This is a genomic window from Agrobacterium sp. ST15.13.015 (assembly GCF_027871645.1).
GTDB classification, from domain to species: domain Bacteria; phylum Pseudomonadota; class Alphaproteobacteria; order Rhizobiales; family Rhizobiaceae; genus Agrobacterium; species Agrobacterium leguminum.
The window spans coordinates 383,454-408,366 of the sequence record NZ_JAQAHF010000001.1 but is presented as its reverse complement, the minus strand read 5'-3'; the positions used below and the strand labels follow the sequence as shown (position 1 = coordinate 408,366).

General features: G+C 61.5%; 21 protein-coding genes and 1 tRNA gene. 13 read left to right on the top strand and 9 right to left on the bottom strand.

Annotation, left to right across the window (positions count from 1 at the left end; translation table 11 throughout):
• The first annotated feature begins 86 nt into the window (after window positions 1–86).
• Genes PIB16_RS02000 through mnhG form a run of 6 tightly spaced genes read left to right on the top strand, consistent with a single transcriptional unit; the run spans window position 87 to window position 6,087 of the window.
• Complete coding sequence (locus PIB16_RS02000) at window positions 87–3,005, top strand: monovalent cation/H+ antiporter subunit A (RefSeq protein WP_271044892.1); 2,919 nt, start codon at window positions 87–89, stop codon at window positions 3,003–3,005.
• A complete protein-coding gene (locus tag PIB16_RS01995) occupies window positions 3,005–3,340 on the top strand; it encodes a Na+/H+ antiporter subunit C (protein ID WP_020810384.1) in 336 nt (111 codons plus the stop codon). The genes PIB16_RS02000 and PIB16_RS01995 overlap by 1 nt, the downstream gene beginning before the upstream one ends.
• Window positions 3,337–4,983 (top strand): monovalent cation/H+ antiporter subunit D, encoded by a 1,647-nt coding sequence (locus tag PIB16_RS01990; protein WP_035239397.1) that lies wholly within the window; start codon window positions 3,337–3,339, stop codon window positions 4,981–4,983. Before PIB16_RS01995 ends, PIB16_RS01990 begins: the two co-directional genes overlap by 4 nt.
• On the top strand, window positions 4,980–5,468 hold the full coding sequence (locus PIB16_RS01985; RefSeq protein ID WP_003522771.1) for a Na+/H+ antiporter subunit E: 489 nt from the start codon (window positions 4,980–4,982) through the stop codon (window positions 5,466–5,468). Before PIB16_RS01990 ends, PIB16_RS01985 begins: the two co-directional genes overlap by 4 nt.
• Window positions 5,465–5,746, top strand: coding sequence for a K+/H+ antiporter subunit F (locus PIB16_RS01980; RefSeq protein ID WP_078051276.1), 282 nt, complete (start codon window positions 5,465–5,467; stop codon window positions 5,744–5,746). Before PIB16_RS01985 ends, PIB16_RS01980 begins: the two co-directional genes overlap by 4 nt.
• Window positions 5,743–6,087: a monovalent cation/H(+) antiporter subunit G gene (gene mnhG / locus PIB16_RS01975; protein ID WP_003522773.1), complete on the top strand. Its 345-nt coding sequence runs from the start codon at window positions 5,743–5,745 to the stop codon at window positions 6,085–6,087. The genes PIB16_RS01980 and mnhG overlap by 4 nt, the downstream gene beginning before the upstream one ends.
• Before the next feature lie 9 nt (window positions 6,088–6,096).
• Here mnhG and PIB16_RS01970 read toward each other — a convergent pair whose 3' ends face one another.
• Window positions 6,097–6,429 (bottom strand): helix-turn-helix domain-containing protein, encoded by a 333-nt coding sequence (locus tag PIB16_RS01970; RefSeq protein WP_059760526.1) that lies wholly within the window; start codon window positions 6,427–6,429, stop codon window positions 6,097–6,099.
• A 78-nt stretch (window positions 6,430–6,507) separates the two neighbouring features.
• On the opposite strand from PIB16_RS01970, the gene PIB16_RS01965 reads away from it, so the two are divergent.
• Complete coding sequence (locus PIB16_RS01965) at window positions 6,508–6,786, top strand: hypothetical protein (protein WP_271044891.1); 279 nt, start codon at window positions 6,508–6,510, stop codon at window positions 6,784–6,786.
• A gap of 65 nt (window positions 6,787–6,851) precedes the next feature.
• Window positions 6,852–7,100 (top strand): helix-turn-helix domain-containing protein, encoded by a 249-nt coding sequence (locus PIB16_RS01960; RefSeq protein WP_271044890.1) that lies wholly within the window; start codon window positions 6,852–6,854, stop codon window positions 7,098–7,100.
• Here the strand turns inward: PIB16_RS01960 and PIB16_RS01955 are convergent, their stop codons facing one another.
• From PIB16_RS01955 to PIB16_RS01930, 6 genes are all read right to left on the bottom strand, one after another.
• A complete protein-coding gene (locus PIB16_RS01955) occupies window positions 7,101–7,691 on the bottom strand; it encodes an alpha-ketoglutarate-dependent dioxygenase AlkB (protein ID WP_271044889.1) in 591 nt (196 codons plus the stop codon).
• A 160-nt stretch (window positions 7,692–7,851) separates the two neighbouring features.
• A tRNA-Phe gene (locus PIB16_RS01950) sits at window positions 7,852–7,927 on the bottom strand.
• A 239-nt stretch (window positions 7,928–8,166) separates the two neighbouring features.
• Complete coding sequence (locus PIB16_RS01945; protein WP_271044888.1) at window positions 8,167–8,592, bottom strand: hypothetical protein; 426 nt, start codon at window positions 8,590–8,592, stop codon at window positions 8,167–8,169.
• Window positions 8,593–8,745: 153 nt separating this feature from the next.
• Window positions 8,746–10,962 carry a 3-hydroxyacyl-CoA dehydrogenase NAD-binding domain-containing protein gene (locus PIB16_RS01940; protein WP_271044887.1) on the bottom strand — a complete coding sequence of 739 codons (2,217 nt, stop codon included), beginning with the start codon at window positions 10,960–10,962 and terminating at the stop codon, window positions 8,746–8,748.
• Window positions 10,963–11,150: 188 nt separating this feature from the next.
• Window positions 11,151–12,359, bottom strand: a complete 1,209-nt coding sequence (locus PIB16_RS01935) for an acetyl-CoA C-acetyltransferase (protein ID WP_271044886.1) — start codon at window positions 12,357–12,359, stop codon at window positions 11,151–11,153.
• A 36-nt stretch (window positions 12,360–12,395) separates the two neighbouring features.
• Window positions 12,396–14,192 (bottom strand): acyl-CoA dehydrogenase C-terminal domain-containing protein, encoded by a 1,797-nt coding sequence (locus tag PIB16_RS01930; protein WP_271044885.1) that lies wholly within the window; start codon window positions 14,190–14,192, stop codon window positions 12,396–12,398.
• Between the two features lie 375 nt (window positions 14,193–14,567).
• On the opposite strand from PIB16_RS01930, the gene podJ reads away from it, so the two are divergent.
• The 4 genes from podJ to PIB16_RS01910 all read left to right on the top strand — a co-directional run bounded on the left by podJ (window position 14,568) and on the right by PIB16_RS01910 (window position 20,929).
• Window positions 14,568–18,317: a cell division protein PodJ gene (podJ, locus tag PIB16_RS01925; RefSeq protein WP_271044884.1), complete on the top strand. Its 3,750-nt coding sequence runs from the start codon at window positions 14,568–14,570 to the stop codon at window positions 18,315–18,317.
• Between the two features lie 263 nt (window positions 18,318–18,580).
• A complete protein-coding gene (locus PIB16_RS01920) occupies window positions 18,581–19,507 on the top strand; it encodes a sulfite exporter TauE/SafE family protein (RefSeq protein ID WP_003522786.1) in 927 nt (308 codons plus the stop codon).
• Window positions 19,504–20,331: a TIGR02186 family protein gene (locus PIB16_RS01915; protein ID WP_065654492.1), complete on the top strand. Its 828-nt coding sequence runs from the start codon at window positions 19,504–19,506 to the stop codon at window positions 20,329–20,331. The genes PIB16_RS01920 and PIB16_RS01915 overlap by 4 nt, the downstream gene beginning before the upstream one ends.
• A 160-nt stretch (window positions 20,332–20,491) precedes the next feature.
• Window positions 20,492–20,929 carry a universal stress protein gene (locus tag PIB16_RS01910; RefSeq protein ID WP_271044883.1) on the top strand — a complete coding sequence of 146 codons (438 nt, stop codon included), beginning with the start codon at window positions 20,492–20,494 and terminating at the stop codon, window positions 20,927–20,929.
• A 48-nt stretch (window positions 20,930–20,977) separates the two neighbouring features.
• Here PIB16_RS01910 and pdeM read toward each other — a convergent pair whose 3' ends face one another.
• Both pdeM and PIB16_RS01900 read right to left on the bottom strand, forming a co-directional pair.
• Window positions 20,978–21,706 carry a ligase-associated DNA damage response endonuclease PdeM gene (gene pdeM, locus PIB16_RS01905; RefSeq protein ID WP_271044882.1) on the bottom strand — a complete coding sequence of 243 codons (729 nt, stop codon included), beginning with the start codon at window positions 21,704–21,706 and terminating at the stop codon, window positions 20,978–20,980.
• Between the two features lie 34 nt (window positions 21,707–21,740).
• A complete protein-coding gene (locus PIB16_RS01900; protein ID WP_271044881.1) occupies window positions 21,741–24,260 on the bottom strand; it encodes a ligase-associated DNA damage response DEXH box helicase in 2,520 nt (839 codons plus the stop codon).
• Window positions 24,261–24,381: 121 nt separating this feature from the next.
• Here PIB16_RS01900 and PIB16_RS01895 point away from each other — a divergent pair, with 121 nt between their 5' ends.
• Complete coding sequence (locus PIB16_RS01895) at window positions 24,382–24,885, top strand: RrF2 family transcriptional regulator (protein WP_003519926.1); 504 nt, start codon at window positions 24,382–24,384, stop codon at window positions 24,883–24,885.
• Window positions 24,886–24,913 lie beyond the last annotated feature (28 nt).

The window sequence follows — 24,913 nt, the reverse complement described above, 5'->3', positions numbered from 1 at the left end:
ATTCGGTTCATTGCGAACCTTGAGGGATCGGAGTCGTCGGAAACCCGCCGTAGGCTCCCATTCCAGAGAGAAAACCGCCGCCGCATATGACACTTGCAACCATTCTTCCATTCATTGTCGCATTGCCCTTCGTTGGCGCGCTTCTGACGGCCTTCATGCCGCGCGAGGGTGCGGCCGCCGGTCCCGCCTCCGTTGCGGGCGCAGTCGCCCTTTTCGGCCTTGTCAGCAGCATTTTTCTTTATACGAGCGTCAGCGGCGGCGCGGTTCTCAAGTATGATGTGGAATGGCTGCCCCAGCTCGGCCTGAACTTTACCCTGCGGCTGGACGGATTTGCCTGGATTTTCACGATGCTCATTACCGGCATCGGTCTGCTGGTGGTGCTCTACGCGCGTTATTATATGTCGGCCGAAGACCCGATTCCCCGTTTCTTCGCCTTCCTTCTCGCCTTCATGGGCTCGATGCTTGGCGTGGTGCTCTCCGGCAACGTCATCCTGCTGTCGATCTTCTGGGAAATGACCAGCATCTTTTCGTTCCTGCTGATCGGCTACTGGCATCAGAACGCCGGTGCGCGCGACGGCGCACGCATGGCGCTGACCGTGACCGGCATCGGCGGCTTCAGCCTGCTGGCGGGCCTGCTGATCCTCGGCCATATGGCGGGAAGCTATGATCTCGACAGGATCATCGAGGCGGGTGCGGCTATCCGCGCCCATTCCCTCTACGTGCCCGCGCTCATCCTCATCCTCGGCGGCGCGCTGACCAAGAGCGCGCAGTTTCCGTTCCATTTCTGGCTGCCCAACGCCATGGCGGCGCCTACACCCGTTTCCGCCTATCTGCATTCAGCCACGATGGTGAAGGCCGGGGTTTTCCTGCTGGCGCGGTTCTGGCCCGTGCTGGCGGGCACGCCGGAATGGTTTTGGCTCGTGGGCGCGGCCGGCATCATAACCCTGCTGCTCGGCGCCTATTTCGCCATGTTTCAGCAGGACCTCAAGGGTCTGCTCGCCTATTCCACCATCAGCCATCTCGGCCTCATCACCACGCTTCTCAGCCTCGGCAGCCCGCTTGCGGCGGTGGCGGCCATCTTCCACATGGTCAACCACGCCACCTTCAAGGCCTCGCTCTTCATGGCGGCCGGCATCATCGACCATGAGACGGGCACGCGCGACATGCGGCGCTTAAGCGGGCTTTACACCTATATGCCCGCAACCGCGACGCTCGCCATGGCGGCAAGTGCGGCCATGGCCGGCGTGCCGCTGTTCAACGGCTTCCTCTCCAAGGAAATGTTCTTCGCCGAGGCCGTCGAAACCCATGCCGACTCGCTGCTGGACCGGGCCCTGCCCTATGTCGCGACGCTGTCGGGCGCATTTGCCGTCGCCTATTCGCTGCGCTTCATCCATACGGTGTTCTTCGGCCCCAAGCCCGTCGATCTGCCGAACCCGCATCCGCACGAGCCGCCGCGCTGGATGCGTTTCCCCATCGAATTCCTCGTCTTCGCCTGCCTGATCGTCGGCATCGTTCCGAGCCTCTCCATCGGCCCGTTCCTGCATTCGGCCGTGCTTTCCGTACTTGGTGCGCAAACGCCGGTCTACAGCCTGTCGATCTGGCACGGTTTCAACCTGCCGCTGATCATGAGTATCGCGGCGCTGATCGGCGGGGTTACGATCTATGCCCTGCTCGGCGGTTATTTCTCGCGCTGCGACGACGGTCCGCCGGTCTTCCGGCATTTGCGTGGACAGCGCATCTTCGAGCGCATTCTCGTCACCGTGTCCTGGAAATGGGCGCGGTGGCTGGAAAGCACGCTCGGCACGCGGCGTCTGCAGCCGCAGCTGAGGCTTCTTATCCTCGTGGCGCTTCTCGCCGGTTTCTCGCCTCTCTTCCTTTCGGACTTTTCCCTGTCGCTGCCGCAGGTCACGACCTTCGATCCGATCTTCGCCATTCTCTGGCTGATCGGCATGATCGCGGCCATGGGTGCGGCCTGGCAGGCGAAATATCATCGCCTCGCCGCGCTCGTCATGCTCGGCGTCTCGGGCCTCGTCACCTGCCTCACCTTCGTCTGGCTTTCCGCGCCGGATCTGGCCATCACCCAGCTGCTGGTGGAAATCGTCACCACGGTTCTCATCCTGCTCGGCCTCAGATGGCTGCCGAAACGCGTCGAGAAGGTCGACAGCAGCGATGAGCTGCCGGCGCAGCTTCGCCGCGCCCGCGACTTCCTGCTCGCCGCAGGCAGCGGTATCGGCATGTCCGTCATCGCCTATGCCGTGATGACGCTGCCGGTGCCGAACGCGATTGCGACCTATTTCCTCGAACGCGCCTATACCGAAGGCGGCGGCACCAATGTCGTCAACGTCATTCTGGTGGATTTCCGTGGCTTCGATACCTTCGGCGAAATAGCGGTGCTGGCCATCGTGGCGCTCACCGTCTTTGCACTGCTTCGCCGTTTCCGCCCCGCCCATGAAAGCATCGGGGTGCCAGAGCAGCAGCAGATGCAGAACGCCTTCGATGCCGAACGGCCAGACCGGAGCAATGGCGATACGGTTCGCGACTATCTCTATGTACCGTCCATCGTGATGCAGTGGATGTTCCCGGTCATCATCACCTTCTCGATCTTCCTGTTCATGCGCGGGCACGACCTGCCGGGCGGCGGCTTTGCGGCCGGCATCACCATGGCCATCGGCTTCCTGCTGCAATATCTTGCCGGTGGGGCGCGCTGGGCGGAGGACCGCATCCGCATCCTGCCACTGCGCTGGATGGGTTTCGGCCTTTTGATGGCGGCGGCGACGGGTATCGGCTCCTGGTACTTCGGCTACCCGTTCCTGACCTCCTATTTCCAGTATACGGAGATACCCTATATCGGCAAAATGCCGACGGCATCCGCCCTGCTGTTCGACCTCGGCGTCTTCTCGCTGGTCGTCGGCTCCGTTGTTCTTATCCTGATCGCACTGGCACACCAATCGTTGCGTAACTACCGCGTTCGCACGCCTGAAGCCGCAAAAGCGGAGGACGTGTAATGGAACTCATTCTCGCCATCGGCATCGGCATCATGACCGGCTCCGGCGTCTGGCTGGTGCTGCGCCCGCGCACCTATCAGGTCATTGTCGGGCTTTCGCTGCTGTCTTACGCCGTCAACCTCTTCATCTTCGGCGTCGGCGGCATCAAGACCAATGCGCCGCCGGTGCTGGTCAACGGCGTCGACAGCTCCACGCTTGCCGACCCCGTGCCGCAGGCGCTGGTGCTGACGGCCATCGTCATCGGCTTTGCCACCACCGCATTGTTCCTCGTCGTGCTGCTTGCCGCCCGCGGCCTCACCGGCACCGACCATGTGGACGGGAGGGAGACGAAATGATGTCGTTCCCCTTCCATATCGTCATAGCGCCCATTCTTCTGCCGCTGATTACCGCGGCTCTTCTGCTGTTCTTCGACGAGCGCCAGCGCGTGGCGAAAGCCGCCATCAGCCTCACCTCGACGGTGCTGTTGCTGGTGGTCGCCATATTGCTGTTCCGCGAGGTCAACTCGACGGTCAATACCGAGATCGCCGCCGTGGTGTCGAGCGGTGTCTATCTGCTCGGCAACTGGCCGGCGCCCTTCGGCATCGTGCTCGTCGCCGACCGTCTTTCGGGCCTGATGGTGCTGTTGACGGCGCTGCTTGCCATCCCATCCTTGATCTATTCGATGGCGAAGTGGCACAGGTCGGGGGCGCATTTCCATTCGCTGTTCCAGATGATGCTGATGGGCGTCAACGGCGCGTTCCTGACCGGCGACCTCTTCAACCTCTTTGTTTTCTTCGAAGTGATGCTGGCCGCGTCCTATGGTCTGTTGCTGCACGGTTCCGGCCAGCAGCGCGTCAAGGCCGGGCTGCATTATATCGCCATCAACCTCGTCGCCGCCCTGTTCTTCCTGATCGGCGTCAGCCTCATCTATGGCGTTACCGGCACGCTGAACATGGGCGATCTCGCCCATCGCATCGAGGGGCTCAACCCCGATCAACGCATGCTCTTGGAAACCGGCTCGGCCATCCTCGGCATCGCTTTTCTGGTCAAGGCCGGCATGTGGCCGCTGAATTTCTGGCTGCCCTCCGCCTATGGCGCGGCATCGGCCCCGGTGGGCGGGCTCTTCGCCATCATGAGCAAGGTCGGGATTTATGTCATCGCCCGCCTGTCCTTCCTGCTTTTCGGGCAGACGGCCGGGGAATCGGCCGGTTTCGGCCATGATGCCCTGCTGGTCGGCGGCATTGCCACCATCATCTTCGGGGCCATCGGCGTTCTGGCGTCGCAGGCGCTGGGGCGGCTGGCCGGCTTTTCGGTTCTCGTCTCGTCGGGAACGCTGCTTGCCGCCATGGGCACAGGCAATCCCACGGTTGCGGCCGGCGCGCTTTATTACATGGTCAGCTCCACCCTCACCATCAGCGCCTTCTTCATGCTGATCGAGCTCGTCGAGCGCGGACAGGATGCCGGCGCGAACGTTCTGGCCGTGACCATGGAGGCCTATGGCGAGGGCGACGAGGAAGAGGAGGAGGAGGAAGTCGGCGTGACCATGCCCGCCACCATGGCGGTGCTCGGGGCCTGTTTTGCCGCCTGCGGCATTCTTCTGGCCGGCCTGCCGCCGCTTTCGGGCTTCATCGCCAAATTCTCGATGCTGACCGCCATTCTCAATCCTTCCGGGCTTGGCGCCAATGACAGCGTTTCCACGCTGTCCTGGTGGCTGGTTTTCCTGATCGTCTTTGCCGGTTTCGCCTCGCTGATCTCGATGACGCGCGCCGGCATCCGCACCTTCTGGGCTTCCATCGAAGGCACCGTGCCCCGCGTGCTCGTCATCGAAATCGCCCCCGTGATGCTGCTGCTCGGCCTGACGCTTGCCATGACCGTGCAGGCAGGACCGGTAATGCGATACATGCAGGAAACGGCGCGTATTCTCGACCTGCCGGCAAGCTATATTCAGGGCGTTATTTCCGCGCCCCGGGCGGGAAGCAACCCGGAGGCAGAGCCATGATAAGCCGTGTCCTGCCCTACCCGCTGCTGACAATCTCGCTGATATTCTTCTGGATGACGATCAACAGCTTTTCGCCGGGGCATCTGCTGCTCGGCACCGGGGTTGCGCTTGTCGCCTCCTGGGCGATGGCATCGCTCCGGCCCGCCAAGCCGCGCATCCGCAACTGGCACAGGCTGGTGCAACTGATCCTGATCGTGCTTTACGATATTGTCAGATCCAATCTCTCGGTCGTGAAGATCATCCTGTTCAAACGCGAGAGGGACCGCAAATCCGGCTTCCTGGCCGTGCCGCTCGATATTCGCGATCCGATGGCGCTTGCGGTTCTGGCGACGATCCTGACCTCGACGCCGGGAAGCGCATGGCTCGAATATAATTCCAGCCAGGGTACGCTGCTGCTTCACGTTCTCGACGATGTGGATGAGGCAGCCTGGATAAGCCTCATCAAGAACCGTTATGAAAAACTGCTGATGGAGATATTCGAATGAGTTCGATTATCCTTTTCTGGTCCTTTTCGCTGGCGCAGTTCATGCTCGCCATCGCCATGGCGATCTCGGTCTATCGCATCGCCATTGGCCCGCGCGCGCAGGACCGCGTGCTGGGCATGGATACGCTTTATGTCAACGCCATGCTGCTTCTTTTGACCTTCGGCCTGCGCACCGGCAATGACATCTATTTCGAGGCATCGCTGCTGATCGCCATCCTGGGCTTCGTCTCCACCGTCGCCCTTTCCAAATTCCTGATGCGCGGTGAGGTGATCGAATGAGCGAGGCGCACGAATTTCCCCTCTGGGCCGCCATTGCCGTGGCCTTCTTCGTCCTGCTCGGCGCCTCGCTGACACTGATCGGCACCATCGGCTTTGCCAGGCTCAACAGCTTCTATGAGCGCCTGCATGCGCCCACACTGGGCACCAGCTGGGGCACCGGCGGCATCGTCATGGCCTCGATCATCTATTTCTCCGTCTCCGGCGACCGCTTCGCCTTCCATGAAATCTTCATCGGTATTTTCATGACGGTGACGACGCCGGTTTCCCTGATGCTGCTGGGACGCGCCGCACTTTATCGGGACCGGGCCGAGCAGAATACGGATAATCGGGAGCATCTTTAGAGCGCCGGGCTACTTTGCCCGGCTGTTCGCCACTGCCTCAATTGCGATGGCCATGACTTCCAGATCGCTTTCCGGCAGTGCATTTGCTGCCGCAGCGATCTTTGCTTTCAGCAGATCATGGCCCGTCAGCGCGGCTGTTTTCTTTTCAAAATCAAGCAATGCGTTCGGAGTGCTATCCAGAACGGTGGCTATCCGAACGAGTGTCGCCAGATCAGGCTCCCTTCGGCCCATGATGTAATTGCCGTAACGACGCTCCGTAAGCCCCGCTCGGCGGGCAACTTCCGCATTGGAGAGACCAAGCTCCTTCGCGCGCTTTTTCAGATTTGCTGCAAATGATTCCATAGGAACAGATTGTTCCTGACAGAAACCACGGGTCTATGTACATTATGGCGTTATCGATCACGTCATTATAGGTAGGCCATGCCGCTCAGTGTCGACTATCCCTATCTCATCGCGGGCTGCAGTTTCGTTCTGGCAGCTTACCTCTGGCTCGAATGGCAGACCCGCATTCGACCCATGCTCTTGCCAAGCTCGGAGATTAAACGCCTTGCCGATGACCTGATTGAACGACATGGCGAGCGCGCGGAGGAATTCGCCGCCATGGAAGAAGACCGGGCATGGCGCTATTCGCGAAGCTTCGAGCAGGGCAAATGGCGGCGTGTGCGCAGAGAACTTGAGTGCCGCGCCAATATCCCATAGCAGGATAATTCAGGATGGACCCTTGGCACTGCGATTTTGAGATTTTTCGGCACATGACAAAGTCTATGCATACACCCGAGTATCGGCTTCTTGTTGAGATACTGACCGACACGCGGCGAAAAATGGGGTTAACCCAGCAGCAAGTCGCAGACCGGCTGGGTAAGCCACAGTCCTATGTCGCAAAGGCTGAAGGGGCTGAAAGACGCATAGATGTCGTTGAGTTTGCAAAACTGTCGGCGGCAATGGATCAAGACCCGATAGCGCTTCTCCACCTTTTGCTCGAGCGGATAAAAGAGGAACCCTCTCCTCTCTGATCAAGACTGTTTAGAAGCCATGACCTTGCGAAAAGTGAGGGAAATTCGCCTGTCTCGGGCTTTCCTAACTCCGTTCACGATATCCGATTTGCGAGCCGGAATTTCATGGGTCCAGCCGTAGCGGCCAGCGTCTCTCAGCAAGACGCCGGAGCGAGGTTGAAGCAAGACGCCGCATATGGCTGACCCACGCAATTCGCGGAAAACCATCTCGCAGGCAGATAGAAGGCTTAGCGATACGATCCCATCGTCAAAACAGGGCACACAATCGACATGCGCACTGATGCCCTGCCCCGGAAGATATTCGTTCGCGATAACCTGATCGGGCAAATCCCGACAATAACCTGTGGTAACCAATCCCTCCGCGAACACGCCAAGCCATGGCGGCAACGGCCCGATATACGCATCCGCGGTAACAGCGCGCGCCTTATAGTCGTACCGATAACCGAAATGCTGCACGCGGCGTTTCAACTCCGTGCTCCACACACCCGCATCCAGTTTGTCGGCAACGGAGGTCTCCTCTTCTGGAGAGAGAAAGCCGTCAAAATAGACTATGCCGGGCGGTAGAAGAGGTAGGCTTGTGACACGATCCATTTGCGGGCTGCTCTCCAACTGCCTGCAACAAACAGGGTTGGCCTATGGTTACACCGGGCCTATCAAAAGCATAAGATGGCGGTAGCTACTCATCGAAATTTGCCTGCAAATGGACAAGCCGTCCATGCGCACAATTCATCAACAATGCTATTGAGATAAATGGTGCCCGGAGGCGGATTTGAACCACCGACACGCGGATTTTCAATCCGCTGCTCTACCAACTGAGCTATCCGGGCACTTCAGGTCCTTGAAGAACCTCCGCTTTTGGCGGGCAGGGCTGTTTGGTGCCCCGAAAGTGAGCGGGGTTATAACATCTTGTTCGGACATGGCAAGCGCCATCGCGAAGTTTTTTGACAGTTTTTTCACGGCGCCTGTGGATGGTTGAAATCTATGCCCGGCGAAGGCCGGATTGCGGCGGAAAACCCGCTCCTGGTCATCCGCCGGGCCAGCGGACCGTGGCGCGGCGGGGGAAGGCTTACGCTCCCTCGTTGCGCCGTGCGGCAAGGCCAAGCGCAATTGGCACCACGGCCACCAGCGCCGCCATGACGGGCGAGGAGGCGAAGATGCGGCCTGCCAGCGAGGTGACGGCAACGGAGCGCACCACCGTCATCAGGCGCGAATTCTCACGGTCGCGCTCATGCCGGGCATCGGTGGATTTATGATGCGGCGTGTTGGAGGCGGCTTCCAGCCGTTTGACGTCGCGGCGAATTTTTTCGAGCTGTTTGCGAAGGTCTTCCAACTCCGCCCGCAAGGATGATTCCGCCGGGGCGGCGGCACGCGCCCTTCGGGCAGCAGCGGGTTTTGCAGCCTCCTTCTCCGCGGCCTCTTCGTCCAGTTCGGCCAGATGGTCGTCAAGGTCCGAGGGCTTGTCGAAACCGTGGGATCGCAGTGGTGCTTTCATCGCTGTCTCCTGAGGCGTGCTGAATTGCGGCGGCGGGCGCTTTTGCCCGGTCAGCCTTTTCAACGCCTCAGCCGGGCAAAGGATGCACGAAAAGCGGGGAGACAGGCATAATAAAACAGGCCCCGAAGGGCCTGTTCAATGTCTCGCGGAGCCTCAGGCCGCCTTGGCGGCGCTGGCATAGGGATCGAAGCGGCCGTAGAAGGTCTCGCCCTTGGCGGCCATGTCCTTCAGCAGTGGCGTCGGCTTGAAGCGCGGGCCATAGGTCTCGCTGAGTTTCTCGGCGAGTGCCACGAAGTTCTTCACGCCCATGCCGTCGATGTAGGACAGCGCGCCGCCGGTATAGGGCGCAAAGCCGAAACCGAGGATGGAGCCGACATCCGCTTCACGCGGATCGGTGACGATGCCTTCTTCCACCGTGCGGGCGGCTTCCAGCGCCACGGTGACGAGGAAGCGCTGTTTCAGCACCTCCATATCCACCGCTTCAGGCTTCTGCTGCGGATAAAGGTCCTTCAGGCCGGGCCAGAGGGATTTTTTGGCGGGCTTTGGCGGATAGTCGTAAAAGCCCTTGGCGTTCTTGCGGCCGAAGCGGCCCTCGCCTTCCACCAGCTTCTTCACCAGTTCCATATGGCGCGGATCGACGGCCTTTTCGCCGAGATCGGCGACGGTGGCTTTCAGGATCTTGTAGGAAAGATCGATCGCCACCTCATCGTTCAGCGCCAGCGGGCCGACCGGCATGCCGGCGAATTTCGCGGCATTTTCGATCATGGCGGCGGGTACGCCTTCGATCAGCATATCGTAGCTTTCCGCCATGTAGCGCAGCACGCAGCGATTGACGAAGAAGCCGCGCGTATCGTTGACCACAATCGGGGTTTTCTTGATCTTGGCCACATAGTCCAGCGCGACGGCGAGCGCCTTGTCGCCGGTTTCCTTGCCGAGGATCACTTCCGTCAGCATCATCTTCTCGACCGGCGAGAAGAAGTGGATGCCGATGAAATCCGCCGGGCGCTTCGAGTTCTTCGCAAGGCCGGTGATCGGCAAAGTGGAGGTGTTGGAAGCGAAGATCGCGCCCTGCGGCAGCACGGCTTCCACGGCTTCGATGACGGCCTTCTTCACGTCGCGGTCTTCAAAGACGGCCTCGATGACGAGATCGGCATCGGAGAGCGCCTTGTAATCCGCCGTCGGGGTGACGAGGTCGAGCAGAGCCTTGCCCTCCTCCTGCGTCAGCCTGCCCTTGCCGATGGCCGCCTTGACGCTTTCTTCGCAATGACCCTTGCCCTTGTCGGCGGCTTCCTGATCGCGATCCACCAGCGTGACGGGGATGCCGGCGGCAGCCGTGACATAAGCGACGGCAGCGCCCATGAAGCCCGCACCAACGACGCCAACCTTCTTGAACTCGGTCTTCGGCTGGCCGGCCGGGCGGCGCGCGCCCTTGCCCAGTTCCTGCATGGAAATGAACAGCGAGCGGATCATGCCGAAGGCTTCCTTCGAGCGAAGGATTTCGGTGAAATAACGCTGCTCCACCTTCAGCGCCGTGTCGAAGGGCAATTGCAGGCCTTCATAGACGCATTTGAGAATGGCGAGTGCTGCCGGATAGTTGCCGGCGCTTTCACGGCGCAGAATGGCCGGTGCTGCGGGCCAGAGCTGGGCAGCGGCCGGCGTCCAGATGCCGCCGCCGGGAGCCTTGAAGCCCTTTTCATCCCAGGGCGCGACTGGTTTCAGGCCGTCCTTGATCATCTGCTTTGCGGTTGCAACCAGCTGATCCGGCTCCACCACCTGATGCACCAGACCCATAGCCTTGGCGCGCGCGCCGGTCAGCGACTGGCCGGTGGTCATCATCTGCAATGCCGATTGCGCATCCGTCAGGCGCGGCACACGCTGGGTACCGCCGGCGCCGGGGAAGATGCCGACCTTGACTTCCGGCAGGGCGATCTTGAGGTTCTTGGCGCTGGAGGCTACCCGGCCGTGGCAGGCGAGCGACAGCTCAAACGCGCCGCCCATGCAGGTGCCGTTGATGGCGGAAACCCAGGGCTTGCCGTTGGTCTCGATCTTGCGGAACAGGCCCGTCATGCGGCCAACCAGCTCGAACAGCTTTGCCGCCGCCTGATCGGGGTTCTTCGTCTTCTCATCATTATAGAAGGAGAACATCGACTTGATCATCGAAAGATCGGCGCCGCCGGAAAAGGTGCTTTTGCCTGACGTGAAGACAACGCCCTCGACGGCGCTGTCGGCGACGGTGGCATCAACAATCGCGTTCAGCTCGTCCATCACTTCTGACGTGAAGACGTTCATGGATTTTTCCGGCATGTCCCAGGTCACGAGGGCAATACCGTCTGCGTCCGTCTCGATGGTGAAATTGGTATAAGTGCTCATTTGGGATTCCTCTTCCCTGAATTTCGTTGTGAAATCTTCAATCCCTAGCCGTCATTCCGGCCCTGAGCCGGAATCCAGTGACGCGACGTCTGTCGCGTCAAAGAGCCCTTTCGCGCGGCAGACGCCGCGCTGCTGGATCCCGGCTCAAGGCCGGGATGACGGAGGAGGGGTTGGCGGCCATACCCAAATCAAACCCGCTCGATAACCGTCGCCGTGCCCATGCCGGCGCCGATGCAGAGCGTGACGAGCGCGGTGTTCAGATCGCGCCGTTCCAGCTCGTCCAGCACCGTGCCGAGGATCATCGCGCCGGTTGCACCGAGCGGATGGCCCATGGCGATGGCGCCGCCATTGACGTTCATCCGGTCGTGATCGATGTCGAAGGCCTGCATGTAACGCAGGACCACGGCGGCGAAGGCTTCGTTGAGTTCGAAAAGATCAATGTCGGCAAGCGACATTCCGGTCTTTTTCAGGAGCTTTTCGGTCACATCCACCGGGCCGGTGAGCATCAGCGCCGGATCGGAGCCGATATTGGCGAATGCCTTGATGCGGGCACGCGGTTTCACGCCCACCGCCTCACCGCCCGCCTTCGAGCCAACCAGCACGGCGGCAGCGCCATCGACGATACCGGATGAATTGCCGGCGTGGTGGACGTAGTTGATGCGCTCCACTTCCGGGTGGGCCATGATGCCGACGGCTTCGAAGCCGCCCATTTCACCCGGCATCTGGAAGGATGGGTTGAGGGAGGCGAGCGCCTGCATGTCCGTGCCGGGGCGCATATGCTCGTCGCGGTCGAGGATCGTCAGGCCGTTTGAGTCCTTCACCGGAATGACCGACTTGTTGAAATAGCCATTTTCCCAGGCGTGCGCCGCACGCTTCTGGCTTTCGACGGCATAGGCGTCCACATCGTCACGGGAGAAACCATATTTGGTGGCGATGAGATCGGCGGAAACGCCCTGCGGCATGAAGAAGGCCGGGAAGTTGACCGAGGGGTCCATGTACCAGGCTCCACCCGACATGCCCATGCCGACGCGCGACATGCTTTCGACACCGCCGGCGATGACGATATCGTCAGACCCCGCCTTGACCTTGCCGGCGGCGAAGTTGATGGCATCGAGACCCGAAGCGCAGAAGCGCGAGATCTGCATTCCCGGCGCCCTGTTGGAATAACCGGCCTCGAAGGCGGCGGCCTTGGGGATCACCGCGCCGGCATCCATAACGGGATCGACGCAGCCCATGATGATGTCGTCTACCGTGGATGTATCAAGTCCGTTGCGGTCGCGGAGGGCTTCCAGTGTCTTGGCGGCAAGGCGAACGGAAGGCACCTCATGCAGGCTGCCATCCTTCTTGCCGCGTCCGCGCGGGGTGCGGACATGGTCGTAGATAAATACGTCGGTCATAACTCTCTCCCTGTGGCGTTATGAACGCCAGATTTCTCAGAATGCTTCCGCAGCCAGTTCCATCATGGTGTCCGCGCCGGTTTCGATGCGGGCCTTGCGCAGCGCCGTTTCCGGCATGATGCGCTCCATATAAAACTTCGCCGTGACAAGCTTGGTCTTGAGGTAATCCTCGTCCGAAGCGCTGCCTGCTGCAAGCGCTTCGCTGGCGGCTTTCGCCATGCGCGCCTGCATGTAGCCCAGCACCACGATGCCGAAGAGATGCATGTAATCGGTCGAGCCGGCACCGGCATTGTCGGGTTTCGCCATGGCGTTCTGCATGAACCACATGGTTGCGGCCTGCAGGTCGTTCAAGCCCTTCTTCAGGCCCTTGGTGTAGAGGGTCAGCTTTTCATCGGCGCGGTTTTCCTCGCAGAAATCGCCGATTTCCTTGAACAGCGCCATGACGGCGCGGCCGCCATTCATGCCGAGCTTGCGGCCAACCAGATCGAGCGCCTGAATGCCGTTCGCGCCCTCATAGATCATGGTGATGCGCGCATCGCGGACATATTGGCTCATGCCATGTTCCTCGATGTAGCCATGGCCGCCGAAGACCTGCTGCGCCATCACGGCGTGTTCGAAGCCCTTGTCGGTCAGGACACCTTTCAGGATCGGGGTGACGAGGCCGAGCAGGTCGTCCGCCGCCTGCCGCTGCTTTTCGTCAGTGGCGCGGTGGGCGATGTCGGATTGCAGCGCGGTCCACAGAAGGAAGGCGCGGCCGGCCTCATTATAGGCCTTGATGGTCATCAGCGTGCGGCGGATATCGGGATGCACGATGATCGGGTCGGCCTTCCTGTCGGGGAATTTCGCTCCGGAGAGCGAGCGGCCCTGAATGCGCTCACGGGCATATTCGACCGCGTTCTGGTAGGCGATCTCGCCAACGGAAAGACCCTGAAGGCCGACGCCGAGGCGGGCTTCGTTCATCATCACGAACATGGCCGAAAGGCCCTTGTTCTCAGCGCCGAGCAGATAACCGGTCGCGTCATCGTAGTTCATGACGCAGGTGGCGTTGCCGTGAATGCCCATCTTGTGTTCGATCGCACCGCAGGTGACGCCGTTGCGCTCGCCCGGCGTGCCGTCTTCCTTCACCAGGAACTTCGGTACGATGAAGAGCGAAATGCCCTTGGTGCCCTCAGGTGCGCCTTCGATGCGGGCGATCACCAGATGAACGATATTGTTCGTCATGGAATGTTCGCCGGCGGAGATGAAGATCTTTTGGCCGGAGATTTTGTAGCTGCCGTCAGCCTGCGGCACAGCCTTGGTGCGCAGCATGCCGAGATCGGTGCCGCAATGGGGTTCGGTCAGGTTCATGGTGCCGGACCATGTGCCTTCCACCATCTTCGGCAGGTAGGTGTCCTTCTGCTCCTGCGTGCCATGCACCAGAATGGCGGCAATCGCACCCTGCGTCAGGCCGGGATACATCATCAGCGACAGGTTGGCCGACGACATATATTCGCCAATGGCGGCGTGCAGCGTATAAGGCAGGCCCTGACCGCCGAATTCCGGCGGAACGGCAAGGCCGATCCAGCCGCCCTCGCAATAGGCGTCATAGGCCTCCTTGAAACCATCCGGCACGGAAACCGAACCGTCATCGGCGCGCTTGCAACCCTGTTGGTCGCCGGAAAGGTTGAGCGGGAAAAGCCGCTCTTCGGCAAGCTTTGCGGCTTCACCGGTAATGGCCTCGATCATGTCGGGGGTTGCATCCTCGAAGCCGGGCAGGTTGTTATACCGCTCCAGGCCGAGAACGTCGTTCAGGATAAAAAGCGTGTCTTTAACTGGGGCCTTGTAAACAGGCATTACCGATGTTCCTCCGCATCGTGGGCGCCGGCAATAATCCGGCCGATATGGGATGACAATATTTGACGTGCGCGTAAACGTCAAATAAATTTCAGCGGAAATCCTTCTCCTTTTTCGCGGAATGGACCTCCGACCCGGCGCAGGGCTGTCGCCTGCCGTAAAAGTTAAAAAATTCCGACCATAGTTAACCACTTCTTTACCACGTTTCGTGAATTCTCCCGACAGAGGTAACTGCTTCGTACTCCGGCGCATTTTCCTCAACGGGGGCGAATACCGGCTCTAGGATTGCTGCATGTTGCGGCGACGGCGTGTCCAGGCAGGCAACGTCGCGACAGATAACCGGGCACGGCGGGCGGAAGCGAAGCGAGCGAAAAGATGAACGGATTGCGATCGAAAACCCAACAGCCAAGCGACAGATCGTCTCTTGATGCGCTCAATCGCACCATTGAAGGCCTCGAAGCCCGTATCGAAGGGCTGATGAGCCAGAAGTTCCCGCGCGACCCCCGGGCCGCGAGCGCTCAGCCCGAAGCGAAAAGCGAGGCTTATGCCGCGTCGCGCGAACCGCGCACCAGTGTTACCCCGCCGCAGCTCGATCCCGTCAATGAAATCCGCCAGCGCCAGCGCCTTCTCGAAGCGAGCTTCCAACGTCCGCAGGAACCCGCTCTCCGCCCGGAACGGACGATTACCAGACCGCTTGCACCGGAATACCGGCCGAGGGACGCCCAGCAGGCGGCCGCTTCCGCACCGCGGGCCCGCGCCATTCCGCCCCATCAGGAACAACAACGCAATGACGCAGCCCTGCAGGAAATCGCCCAGGCGCTCGTCAATCTGCGGCATGAGCTGAAGCACGACATTGCCGAAGGCGTTGCCCGCGAAGCGCAGGGCCTGCGCACCGAGATCCGCAATATTCGCGCGGTGGCGGAAGACCAGCAGTTCATCGGCGATCTGCGCGACGACATAGCGCGGTTGGCCGGCAGCATCGACCAGCTCGGCAATCTGGCGTCTCCGGATGCCTACGGGCTGCGCAACGAATTCGAGGACCTGCGCCTGACGATCGACCAGCTTGCGCGCGAGGACAGCGTGCACCGGATCGAAAGCCGCTGGAACAATGTGGAAGACACGCTGCGCGGTTTCGACGCCGGCGCGTTGCAGGATGAGATCGTTTCGCTCGCCTATCGTCTCGATGACATCAAGACGCAGCTCGGCGGCATGAGCAATAATCCGGCCGTGCGCGTGCTCGAAGACAAGCTGATCGCCATTGCCAGCGCCGTGGAGCAGCTCGGCAAGCACATGCAGCCGAACGAAGCGGCCTTTACCGAACAGTTTTCCGGCCTCGACCAGCGGCTGGACGAAATCAGCCGCGCCATTGCCGCAACCGGCACGCGCGCCAATGCGCAGGCAACGGACAATGCGCTGGCGCAGCGTCTGGAAAACCGGCTGAACGGCCTTGCCGAACAGCTCGGCGACATCAACCGCCTTGCCGCCGCAAAACCTGAACCGGCGCTGGACCTGACCGCCCGTCTCGAAGCGCTGGCGGGCAAGATCGACGAACTCAGCACCGCCCGCGACGCCGCCCAGTTGCATGAGCGGCTGGACCAGCTTTCCCTGCTTCTGGAGCGTTCGCAGCGCCCCTCGCAACAGGCGGAGCTAACGTCTTTCCTCAGCGACATTTCCCGCAAAATCGATGCGCTGGATCACGGCGCCGTCAATGACGGTCTGGCAGAGCGGCTCGACCTGCTCTCGCGCCGGATCGAGGACCTCGATTATCGCTACAGCCAGCCGCAGCCGGCATCGGGCCTCAGCGAAAGCGCCTTCTCGCGTCTGGAAGAGCGGCTCGGCAATATTGCCGCCCGTCTCGACGAGACCGCCCATGCCGCGCCCGCCGACAGCCACGCGCTGGCAAGCCTCGAAAACCAGATCGCCCATCTCTCGACGCTGATCAGCCAGCCGGTGCAGATGCAGGCCGCAGGCATGCCGCCTGAACTCGATGTCCGCATGGCGGCCATCGAAGACTACATGGCGTCCAACGACGAATATATCATCGAAGCAGCCCGGCAGGCGGCCGAGGCCGTTCTCGACGCCTATACCCGCAATAATCTATCCGCCGGCGCAAACCTTGCCGACATGACCATGCTGACCGATCTTGCGACCGATCTGCGCAATCTCGAAGCCTTGAGCCGCAACACCGAGGAACGCACGCACCGCACATTCGAAGCGCTGCACGAGACGCTGGTGCAGATCGCCGGCCGGCTGGATAACCTCGACAATGCCCCCGTCTACCGCGAAGAGGCCGCGCCCCGCAACGTCGCGAAGCCTGTGTCGGCCCCCGCGCACGAAGATGTATCCATGCCGGCCGCCATCTTCCCGGAAGAGGGTTATATCGCCGAAGAACAGGCCATTCTCGACGCCGACGGGAAAGATGGGGATGCCATCGTGCCTCCCGCTGCGGCAAAGCCCGCGAAGGCGGAAAAAAAGAGCCTGCTTGCCGGCCTGACGAAGCGTTTCAAGACGGGTACGGCGAAGACCATCAAGGCCGCCGAAGAACCCGTATCGGCCTCCTCCTCCGCCCGCACGCAGGTCGAGCCCGCCCCGTCTCTCGATCCGATCGACGTTCTGCCGGCGGGTCAGGAGAACGAACTTCTGGAGCCGGGTTCTGGTGCGCCCGATATCAAGAAAATCCTCGAGCGCGTGCGCGCCAGCCAGGTGGCCGCCAGCGGCAAGGCCGCAGACGCCGAAGGACGGACGGATTTCATTGCCGCCGCCCGTCGTGCGGCGCAGGCCGCCGCCATGGAAACATCGCCGGAGAAGCTTGATACCGGCAAGAAGGGCCGCAAGGCCGAGGCATCGGGGCTCTCGCGCTATCGCCGCCCGCTGCTGCTCGGCATCGGCGCCATTCTTCTGGCGATGATGGCCATGCCGCTCGTCAAGACGCTGATCGGCGGCGCGGAAGCTCCGGCTCCGGTCATCGAGCAGAAGCGGGACAATGGCCCGGTCTCCGCGCTTCCTGAAGCGGACGACAAGGCCGTGACCATTCCGTCCGATCTCGCCATCGATCCGGAACAGGCAGCATCCGCCGACAGCATCGAAAACACCGCACCGGCGGAAAACGCCATCGATCCCCGCACCATCGGCGGCGCACCGCTGCCTGACGAGCCGCCGGTTGCCGACGTTCCTGCCGTGGATGCGGCAAATTCCGGCACCGTCGCGCAGAACGAACCTTCGGCTCCGGCACAGGTCGCCGCCACGGCTGCTCCTGCCCAGGACGCCATCACCGTTCCCGCCGGCATCGAGCCGGCATCGCTTGCCGAAGCGGCCGCCAAGGGCGACACACAGGCGCTGTTCGAGATCGCAGCCCGCTACACCGATGGCCGCGGCGTTGCCGCCGACCGCACCGAGGCGGCAAAGTGGTACAAGCTCGCCGCTGATCGCGGCCTTGCACCCGCGCAATATCGTCTCGCCAATCTCTACGAGAAGGCGAACGGCGTCGAACGCAACCTTCCCGAAGCCAAGCGCTATTACACGCTGGCTGCGGAACAGGGCAATGCGGGCGCCATGCACAATCTTGCCGTGCTGCTTGCTTCCGATGCGGCCGGCCAGCCGGATTTCGCCGCAGCCGCGCAATGGTTCATCAAGGCTTCCGACCTCGGCGTTCGTGACAGCCAGTTCAACCTCGCCATTCTCTATGCGCGCGGCAGCGGCGTGAAGCAGGACATCGAGGAATCCTACAAGTGGTTCGCCATCGCAGCTAAGGATGGCGACGCCGACGCCGCCCAGAAGCGCGACGAAGTGGCAGGGGCCCTGAACCCGCAGCAGCTTCAGATCGCCAAGGCCAAGGTGGACGCCTGGAAGGTCAAGCCGCTTTCGGAAGATGCCAACAGCGTCAACCCGCCCGAGGAATGGGCCGGCAAGGAAGGCGTGAAAACCGCCTCCGTGGACATGGAAAAGGCGATCCGCAACATTCAGGCGATCCTGAACAAGAACGGTTTCGATGCCGGCCAGCCTGACGGCAAGCTCGGCAAGAACACGGTGACGGCCATCAAGGACTTCCAGAAGTCCGTGGGCCAGACGCCGGACGGCCGCATTACCAACGAGCTGGTAACCGCGCTCCTCGCCCGCAACAAATAAACATTCGAGAACCGGCGAAGCGGCCCCCGGGCCGCTTTCGATCAGCCCGCCGCAGGAATGTGGCCGGCTGCCGACACACGGCCGCTATCTTTCCAAATTATCAACGTATTTACCGTTGAATGTTGACAGGTCAGGCCCTCGCGGGCATGACGGATGAAGGCCGGGCATGCCCGGTCTTTTCAGACAGAAAGTGTAAATCGCGGCGCGGCCCCCTCACCCGGACAAGCCCTGCCGCCCGGAACCATTTGCCCGAGGTCCGAGCCGTGACTGTCTATCTGCCGATCGCAGAACTGTCGGTGAATATTTTCATCATTCTCGGCATGGGCGCGGCCGTCGGTTTTCTTTCCGGCATGTTCGGCGTGGGCGGCGGCTTTCTGATTACCCCGCTTCTGATCTTCTACAATATTCCGCCTGTGGTGGCCGTGGCGACGGGGGCAAACCAGGTGGTCGCCTCCTCCGTGTCAGGCTCGATCACGCATTTTCGGCGCGGCACGCTCGACGTCAAGCTCGGCAGCGTGCTGCTTGTGGGCGGTCTGGTGGGGGCGACGGTCGGCGTGTGGATATTCTCCTTCCTGCGCAGCATCGGCCAGCTCGATCTCATCGTCTCGCTGCTTTATGTCATCCTGCTCGGCACCGTCGGCGGGCTGATGCTGAAGGAAAGCATTTCGGCGCTTCGCCGCGCCGCCCGCAACGAAACCGTGACGCTGCGCCGGCCGGGCCATCACAACTGGGTGCACCGCCTGCCGCTGAAAATGCGGTTCAAGAAATCGAAGATCTATCTCAGCATCATTCCCATCGTCACGCTGGGTTTCGGCATCGGCATCCTCACCTCGATCATGGGTGTGGGCGGCGGCTTCATCATGGTGCCGGCGATGATCTATCTCTTACGCATCCCCACCAGCGTGGTTGTCGGCACCTCGCTGTTCCAGATCATTTTCGTAACCGCCTATACGACCGTGGTTCAGGCGGCGACCAACTATTCCGTCGATGTGGTGCTGGCCTTCATCCTGATGGTGGCGGGCGTCATCGGCGCGCAATATGGCGTGCGCGTCGGCCAGAAACTGCGCGGCGAACAGCTGCGCGCCCTGCTGGCGCTTCTCGTTCTCGCTGTTGCGCTTCGCCTTGCCGTATCGCTGGTGGTGCGCCCGGAAGACCTGTTTTCGGTGGCCGTCGGGGGGTTAGGTTATTGACCCGCCATTTGCTGCTTGCCGCCCTTGCGCTGGCCTCATGTCTCACTTTCGGGCAGACCGCTTGGGCCCAGACGCCGCCGCTTGCCCTGCCGCCCGGCCCACAGCAGCGATCCCTGCTGGAAAATATCGAAATCGGCGCATCGACGACCGAAATTCCAATTGCTTCCGATTTTCGCGGCGCGGATTTCACGCTTTTCGGCGCGCTGAACAATACCGACCAGTTGCTGCTCGCCATCGGGCAATACGACATTGTCGTGACGCTCGAGGGACCGAGCGACTATATGACCGTGCGCAAGAAGGAACGCGTGGCGGGCATCTGGATCAATACCAGCGCCATAACCTTCACGCCGCTGCCGGAATCCTATTCCATGGCCAGCACGCGCAATATAAGCGATGTCGCCTCGCCCGGAACGCTGCGCGCCATGGGGCTTGGCGTCGATCATCTGTCACTGAAAAGCGCGGTCTTTTCCGGCGTGCCCGACAATGTCTTCGATTTTCAGGAAGCCTATCGGCGTCTGAAGCTTTCCAGCGGCATCTATCGCAACGATACGACCGGGGTGCGGCTGGAACGCACCGGCCTGTTCTGGGCGACTTTGCGCCTGCCGGCCAACGTGCCGAACGGTGTGCACACCGCACGCGCCTATCTCTTCAAGAGCGGCAAATTCATCGCCCAACGCGAACTGAAACTGCGCGTCGTCAAGACCGGCATGGAACAGGCGATCACCGACGCCGCGCATCAGACGCCGCTTGCCTATGGCGCGCTCTGCGTTCTGCTTGCCGTCGTGACCGGCTGGGGCGCCAGCATCATCTTCCGCAAGGACTGATCGGTTTTCATCCCGCAAAAGAGAGCGTCTGCCGCCCCTGTCGGCAAAGATAGCATTCGCTTCCGCCGTCGGTTTGCAGTAAAATTCAAGGCGTTACAATCATACGTGCAGCTCCAGGCGAGCATGTGTGGTTGTGACCGGGATGAAAAGGAGAAATGTCATGTTCAAGCACATTCTCATTCCCACCGATGGCTCGCCGCTGGCGCAGATCGCAATCGACCAAGGGTTCGCTCTCGCCAAGGAGGCAGGCGCAAAGGTGACCGTCGTGACGGTATCGGAACCCTTTCACGTGATTGCCAGCGATGTCGAGGACATTGCCGCCATTGCCGAAGAAGAATTCCACCGCTGCGAGGAAGCGGAACATCTGCTGAGGGATACGCAGGCGCGGGCCACTTCCATGGGGCTGAATTGCGAAGCGCTGCTGGCGCGAGCGGGAAGGCCCGACGAGGCGATCATCGAAGCCGCCAACAGGAGCGGCTGCGATCTCATCGCCATGGCCTCGCACCGGCGCAGGAGCTTCGTGGAAATGCTGCTCGGCAGCGTCACGGCCAAGGTGCTGAAGAATTCGAAGATACCGGTTCTGGTCTACCGGCAATAGAGCATTTCCAGTAAAGCTGCGTTGCGGTTTTGCGTCCGGAAAAGACCCTCAGCCGAGAAGATTTGAAAACCGCACCGAATAGATGCGGTCCCTCCCCATCAGATGCGCGACGAGAGCGGCATGGTCGAACAGGCCGCGCATGGCTTTGTGCCGCAGATCCAGCCCGCCGCTCATGACCCCGAAAGCCGGCATCAACAGACGGGAACCGTCGGTGGCAAAACAGGGCCGCCGCACCGTCTTTTCACGGCGGCGGACCGTGGCGGAGGGATGCAGATGCCCGGCGATTTCGCCGGCGGCATTGCCCGGTTTCGGCTCGTGGCGGAAGACGAGAGTGCCGTAAAACATCTCGTCCACCGAAGAGCCCGGCAGATCGACCGTGCCGTCGGGATCGTGATTGCCGTTGATCCATATCCATTCGCGGCCACGGGCCATGTCGCGAATGAGTTCGCGCAGCGGCAGCGGCAGGTGCTCGGAACCGACCCGGTCGTGGAAATTATCGCCGAGGCTGACCACGATCTTCGGATCGTAACGGCTGACAAGGGAGGAGAGGATTTTAAGCGTGGCGATGGTGTCGTAAGGCGGCAGCATGCGTCCGCGCCTTGCAAAGGCCGCGCCTTTTTCCAGATGCAGGTCGGAAACGACGAGCAGCGACAGGTCCGGCAGGTAAAGCCCGCCCAAAGGATCGCACCAGGCGGCGACGCCATTGATGGCAGTTTCGCTGCCGAGGCATTCGAAGCCATTGGAAAACCTGTCGCTCAATGTCAGCCGGCTCAGCACTTTTGCCTTTGTTCCTTCATTCCGCTCAGATGTTTCAGGACATGGCCTCGGCGATCAGCTCGTCGGCGGCCTCGGCCAGCACATCGTCCATCGCCTCACCCGCCACCGTCTCGCGGCCAATTTCCAGCATGACCGGAACGGCAAGCGGCGAGACATGTTCCAGCGCGCGATGGGTGGTGTGGCCCTTGATTCGCTTCAGCATATCGCCAAGACGGCCAATGTCCAAAAGTCCCGCTGCGGCATCGCGCCGCGTCGCTTCCAGCAGGATATGATCCGGCTCATGGCTGCGAAGAACGTCATAAATAAGATCGGCGGAGACCGTGACCTGCCGGCCCGTCTTTTCCTTGCCGGGATGGCGGCGTTCGATCAGGCCGGAAATGACGGCGCAGTTGCGGAAGGTGCGCTTCAGCATGAAGGATTCATCCAGCCATGCCTCCAGATCGTCGCCCAGCATGTCCTCGTCCAGCAGGTCCGCAAGCGAAAGGCGGCGGGATTTCAGCCGCATGCCGATATCCTCCATGGCCCAGATGGCGAGTGAATAATCGGTGGCGACGAAACCCATGGGTTTTGCGCCCGCCCGTTCCAGCCGCCGCGTCAGCAGCATGCCGAGCGTCTGGTGCGCCAAGCGTCCCTCGAAGGGATACATGACCATGAAGAAGCGCTTGCGGAAGGGAAAGGTCTCCACCAGCAGCTCGTCGCGCTTGGGAATGATCGACTTTTCCTTCTGGATCGCCAGCCAGTCGCGCACCTGATCCGGCAGCGCATGCCAGCGCGTCGGGTCCGAGAGCATGGAGCGCACCTGATCCGCGAGATAGGTGGAGAGCGGAAACTTGCCGCCGGCATAGGAGGGAATTTTCGGGTCCATGGAGAAGGCCTGGGAGACCAGGCATTCATTCTCCCTGATACCCTCGAAGCGCAACACCTTGCCGGCGAAGAGGAAGGTATCGCCCTGCACCAGTTGCTCAAGGAAATACTCCTCGACCTTGCCGAGAGACATGCCGCCGCGCCCGACCGTGCCCTTGGCATTGCGCTTGACCATGCGGACATTGAGTTCCGCCGCCTCGACGATGGTGCCGAGGTTCAGGCGATATTGCTGTGCGACCGCCGGATTGGAGACGCGCCAGCGACCGTCCTTCATCTGGCGGATGCGGGCGTAACGCTCATAGGTGCGCAGCGCATAACCACCGGTGGCGGTGAAATCCACCACCCGGTCGAAGGTGGCGCGCGGCAGGTCGGCATAGGGCGAAGTGCTGGTTACTTCACGATAGAGATCGTCCGCATCGAAAGGCTCGGCGCAGGCCATGCCGAGCACATGCTGGGCGAGAACATCGAGCGCGCCCTCGGCAATCGGCGGCGTATCCTGCGCGCCGATATAGTTCGCATCAAGCGCTGCCCGGCACTCCATCACCTCGAAACGGTTGGCGGGAACGAGGATGGCCTTCGACGGCTCATCCATGCGGTGATTGGCGCGGCCGATGCGCTGTGCAAGGCGGCTTGCGCCCTTCGGCGCGCCGACATGCACGACGAGATCGACATCGCCCCAGTCTATGCCGAGATCGAGCGTGGAGGTGGCGACGACGGCGCGCAATTTGTTTTCCGCCATGGCCGCTTCCACCCTGCGGCGCTGGCCGGCATCCAGCGAACCGTGATGCAGTGCAATCGGCAGATTGTCGTCATTGATGGTCCAGAGTTCCTGGAAGATCCGCTCCGCCTGCGAGCGGGTGTTGACGAAGATCAGCGTCGTCTGATGGTCCTTCAGCGCGGCGTACAAATCCTTCATGGCGTAACGTGCCGAATGGCCGGACCATGGGATGCGCTCTTCCGTGCTCAGGATGGAGATATCCGGCTTTGCCCCGCCTTCGACGGTGATGAGGCCGGCGGGCGGCTCATCCTGCCCCTGCGGCGCGAGGTAACGGCGCAAATCCATCGGCTCCGCCACCGTGGCCGAAAGGCCAATGAAGCGCACATCGGGTGCGTGCCGGCGCACACGGGCGAGCGCCAGCGCCAGCAAATGGCCGCGTTTGGAGGTGACGAGCGAATGCAACTCGTCGAGCACCACATATTTCAGATCGCGGAAAAAGCGCTCGGCCTCCTTGTTGGCGAGCAGCAGCGAGACCTGTTCCGGTGTCGTCAGCAGAATATCCGGCGGCTTGACCTTCTGGCGCTGGCGTTTGCCCTGCGGCGTATCGCCGGTGCGGGTCTCGATGGAAATCGGCAGGCCCATTTCGGAGACGGGTCTGGTGAGGTTGCGTTCGATATCCACCGCCAGCGCCTTGAGCGGCGATATATAGAGCGTGTGCACGCCGACGAAGCCGGAGCCCGGCGGCACCTTGCCGCGTTCTGCCAGATCGGTGAGAGAAGCCATGAAGCCGCCCAGCGTCTTGCCGGCGCCCGTGGGCGCGATCAGCAGCATGTTCTCGCCGCCGCGTGCGCGCGCCATCAGCTCCAATTGATGCGCGCGCGGAGACCACCCCTTTTCGGCAAACCATTTCTGGAATGGAAGGGGTAAAGCGCCGACATGGGTGCCGGAAATGGGAGACTCGGTGTGTTTCACATCTTCAAGGTAGTGAAAAACCTGCAAAAAAGAAGGGCGGAACGGGGCCGCTTGACAGAAAGCATAATCGCGGATAAATTTTATCCATGATATTGAAACGAACCGCACAGGGACAAGTCGGATGAAACTCGGCGACGGCGTGGAACAGGCCATTCACAGCGTGGGCATGCTGGCGGGACTTTCCGAAGGCGGCGTGCTGTCGGCGGCGGCGCTGGCGGAATTTCACGGCGTTTCCACGAGCTATCTGCTGAAGCATCTTCAGTCGCTGTCCAATGCCGGGATTGTCGCCACCGTGCCGGGGCCGAAGGGCGGTTACCGTCTGGCGAGGGCGACCGACAGGATCACGCTGCTCGATATCGTGCTGGCCGTCGAAGGGCCGCAGCCTGCCTTCCGCTGCGCGGAAATTCGTCAGCGTGGGCCGAACCCCTTGCCGGGGCGTTATTTCACCAAGCCCTGCGGCATCAATGCCGCGATGCTGAAAGCGGAAAAGGCCTATCGAGCCGAACTCGCCAAGACCACCATCGCCGATATTCTGGGCGATCTTGCCGCCAATGACGATGGCGGGATTGCCGCGCGTGGCTGCGCCTTTCTGGAGCTGAACGAGCGCAAAACAGCGACGCGCTGAGACCCAAAAAGACAGGATCACCGAAATA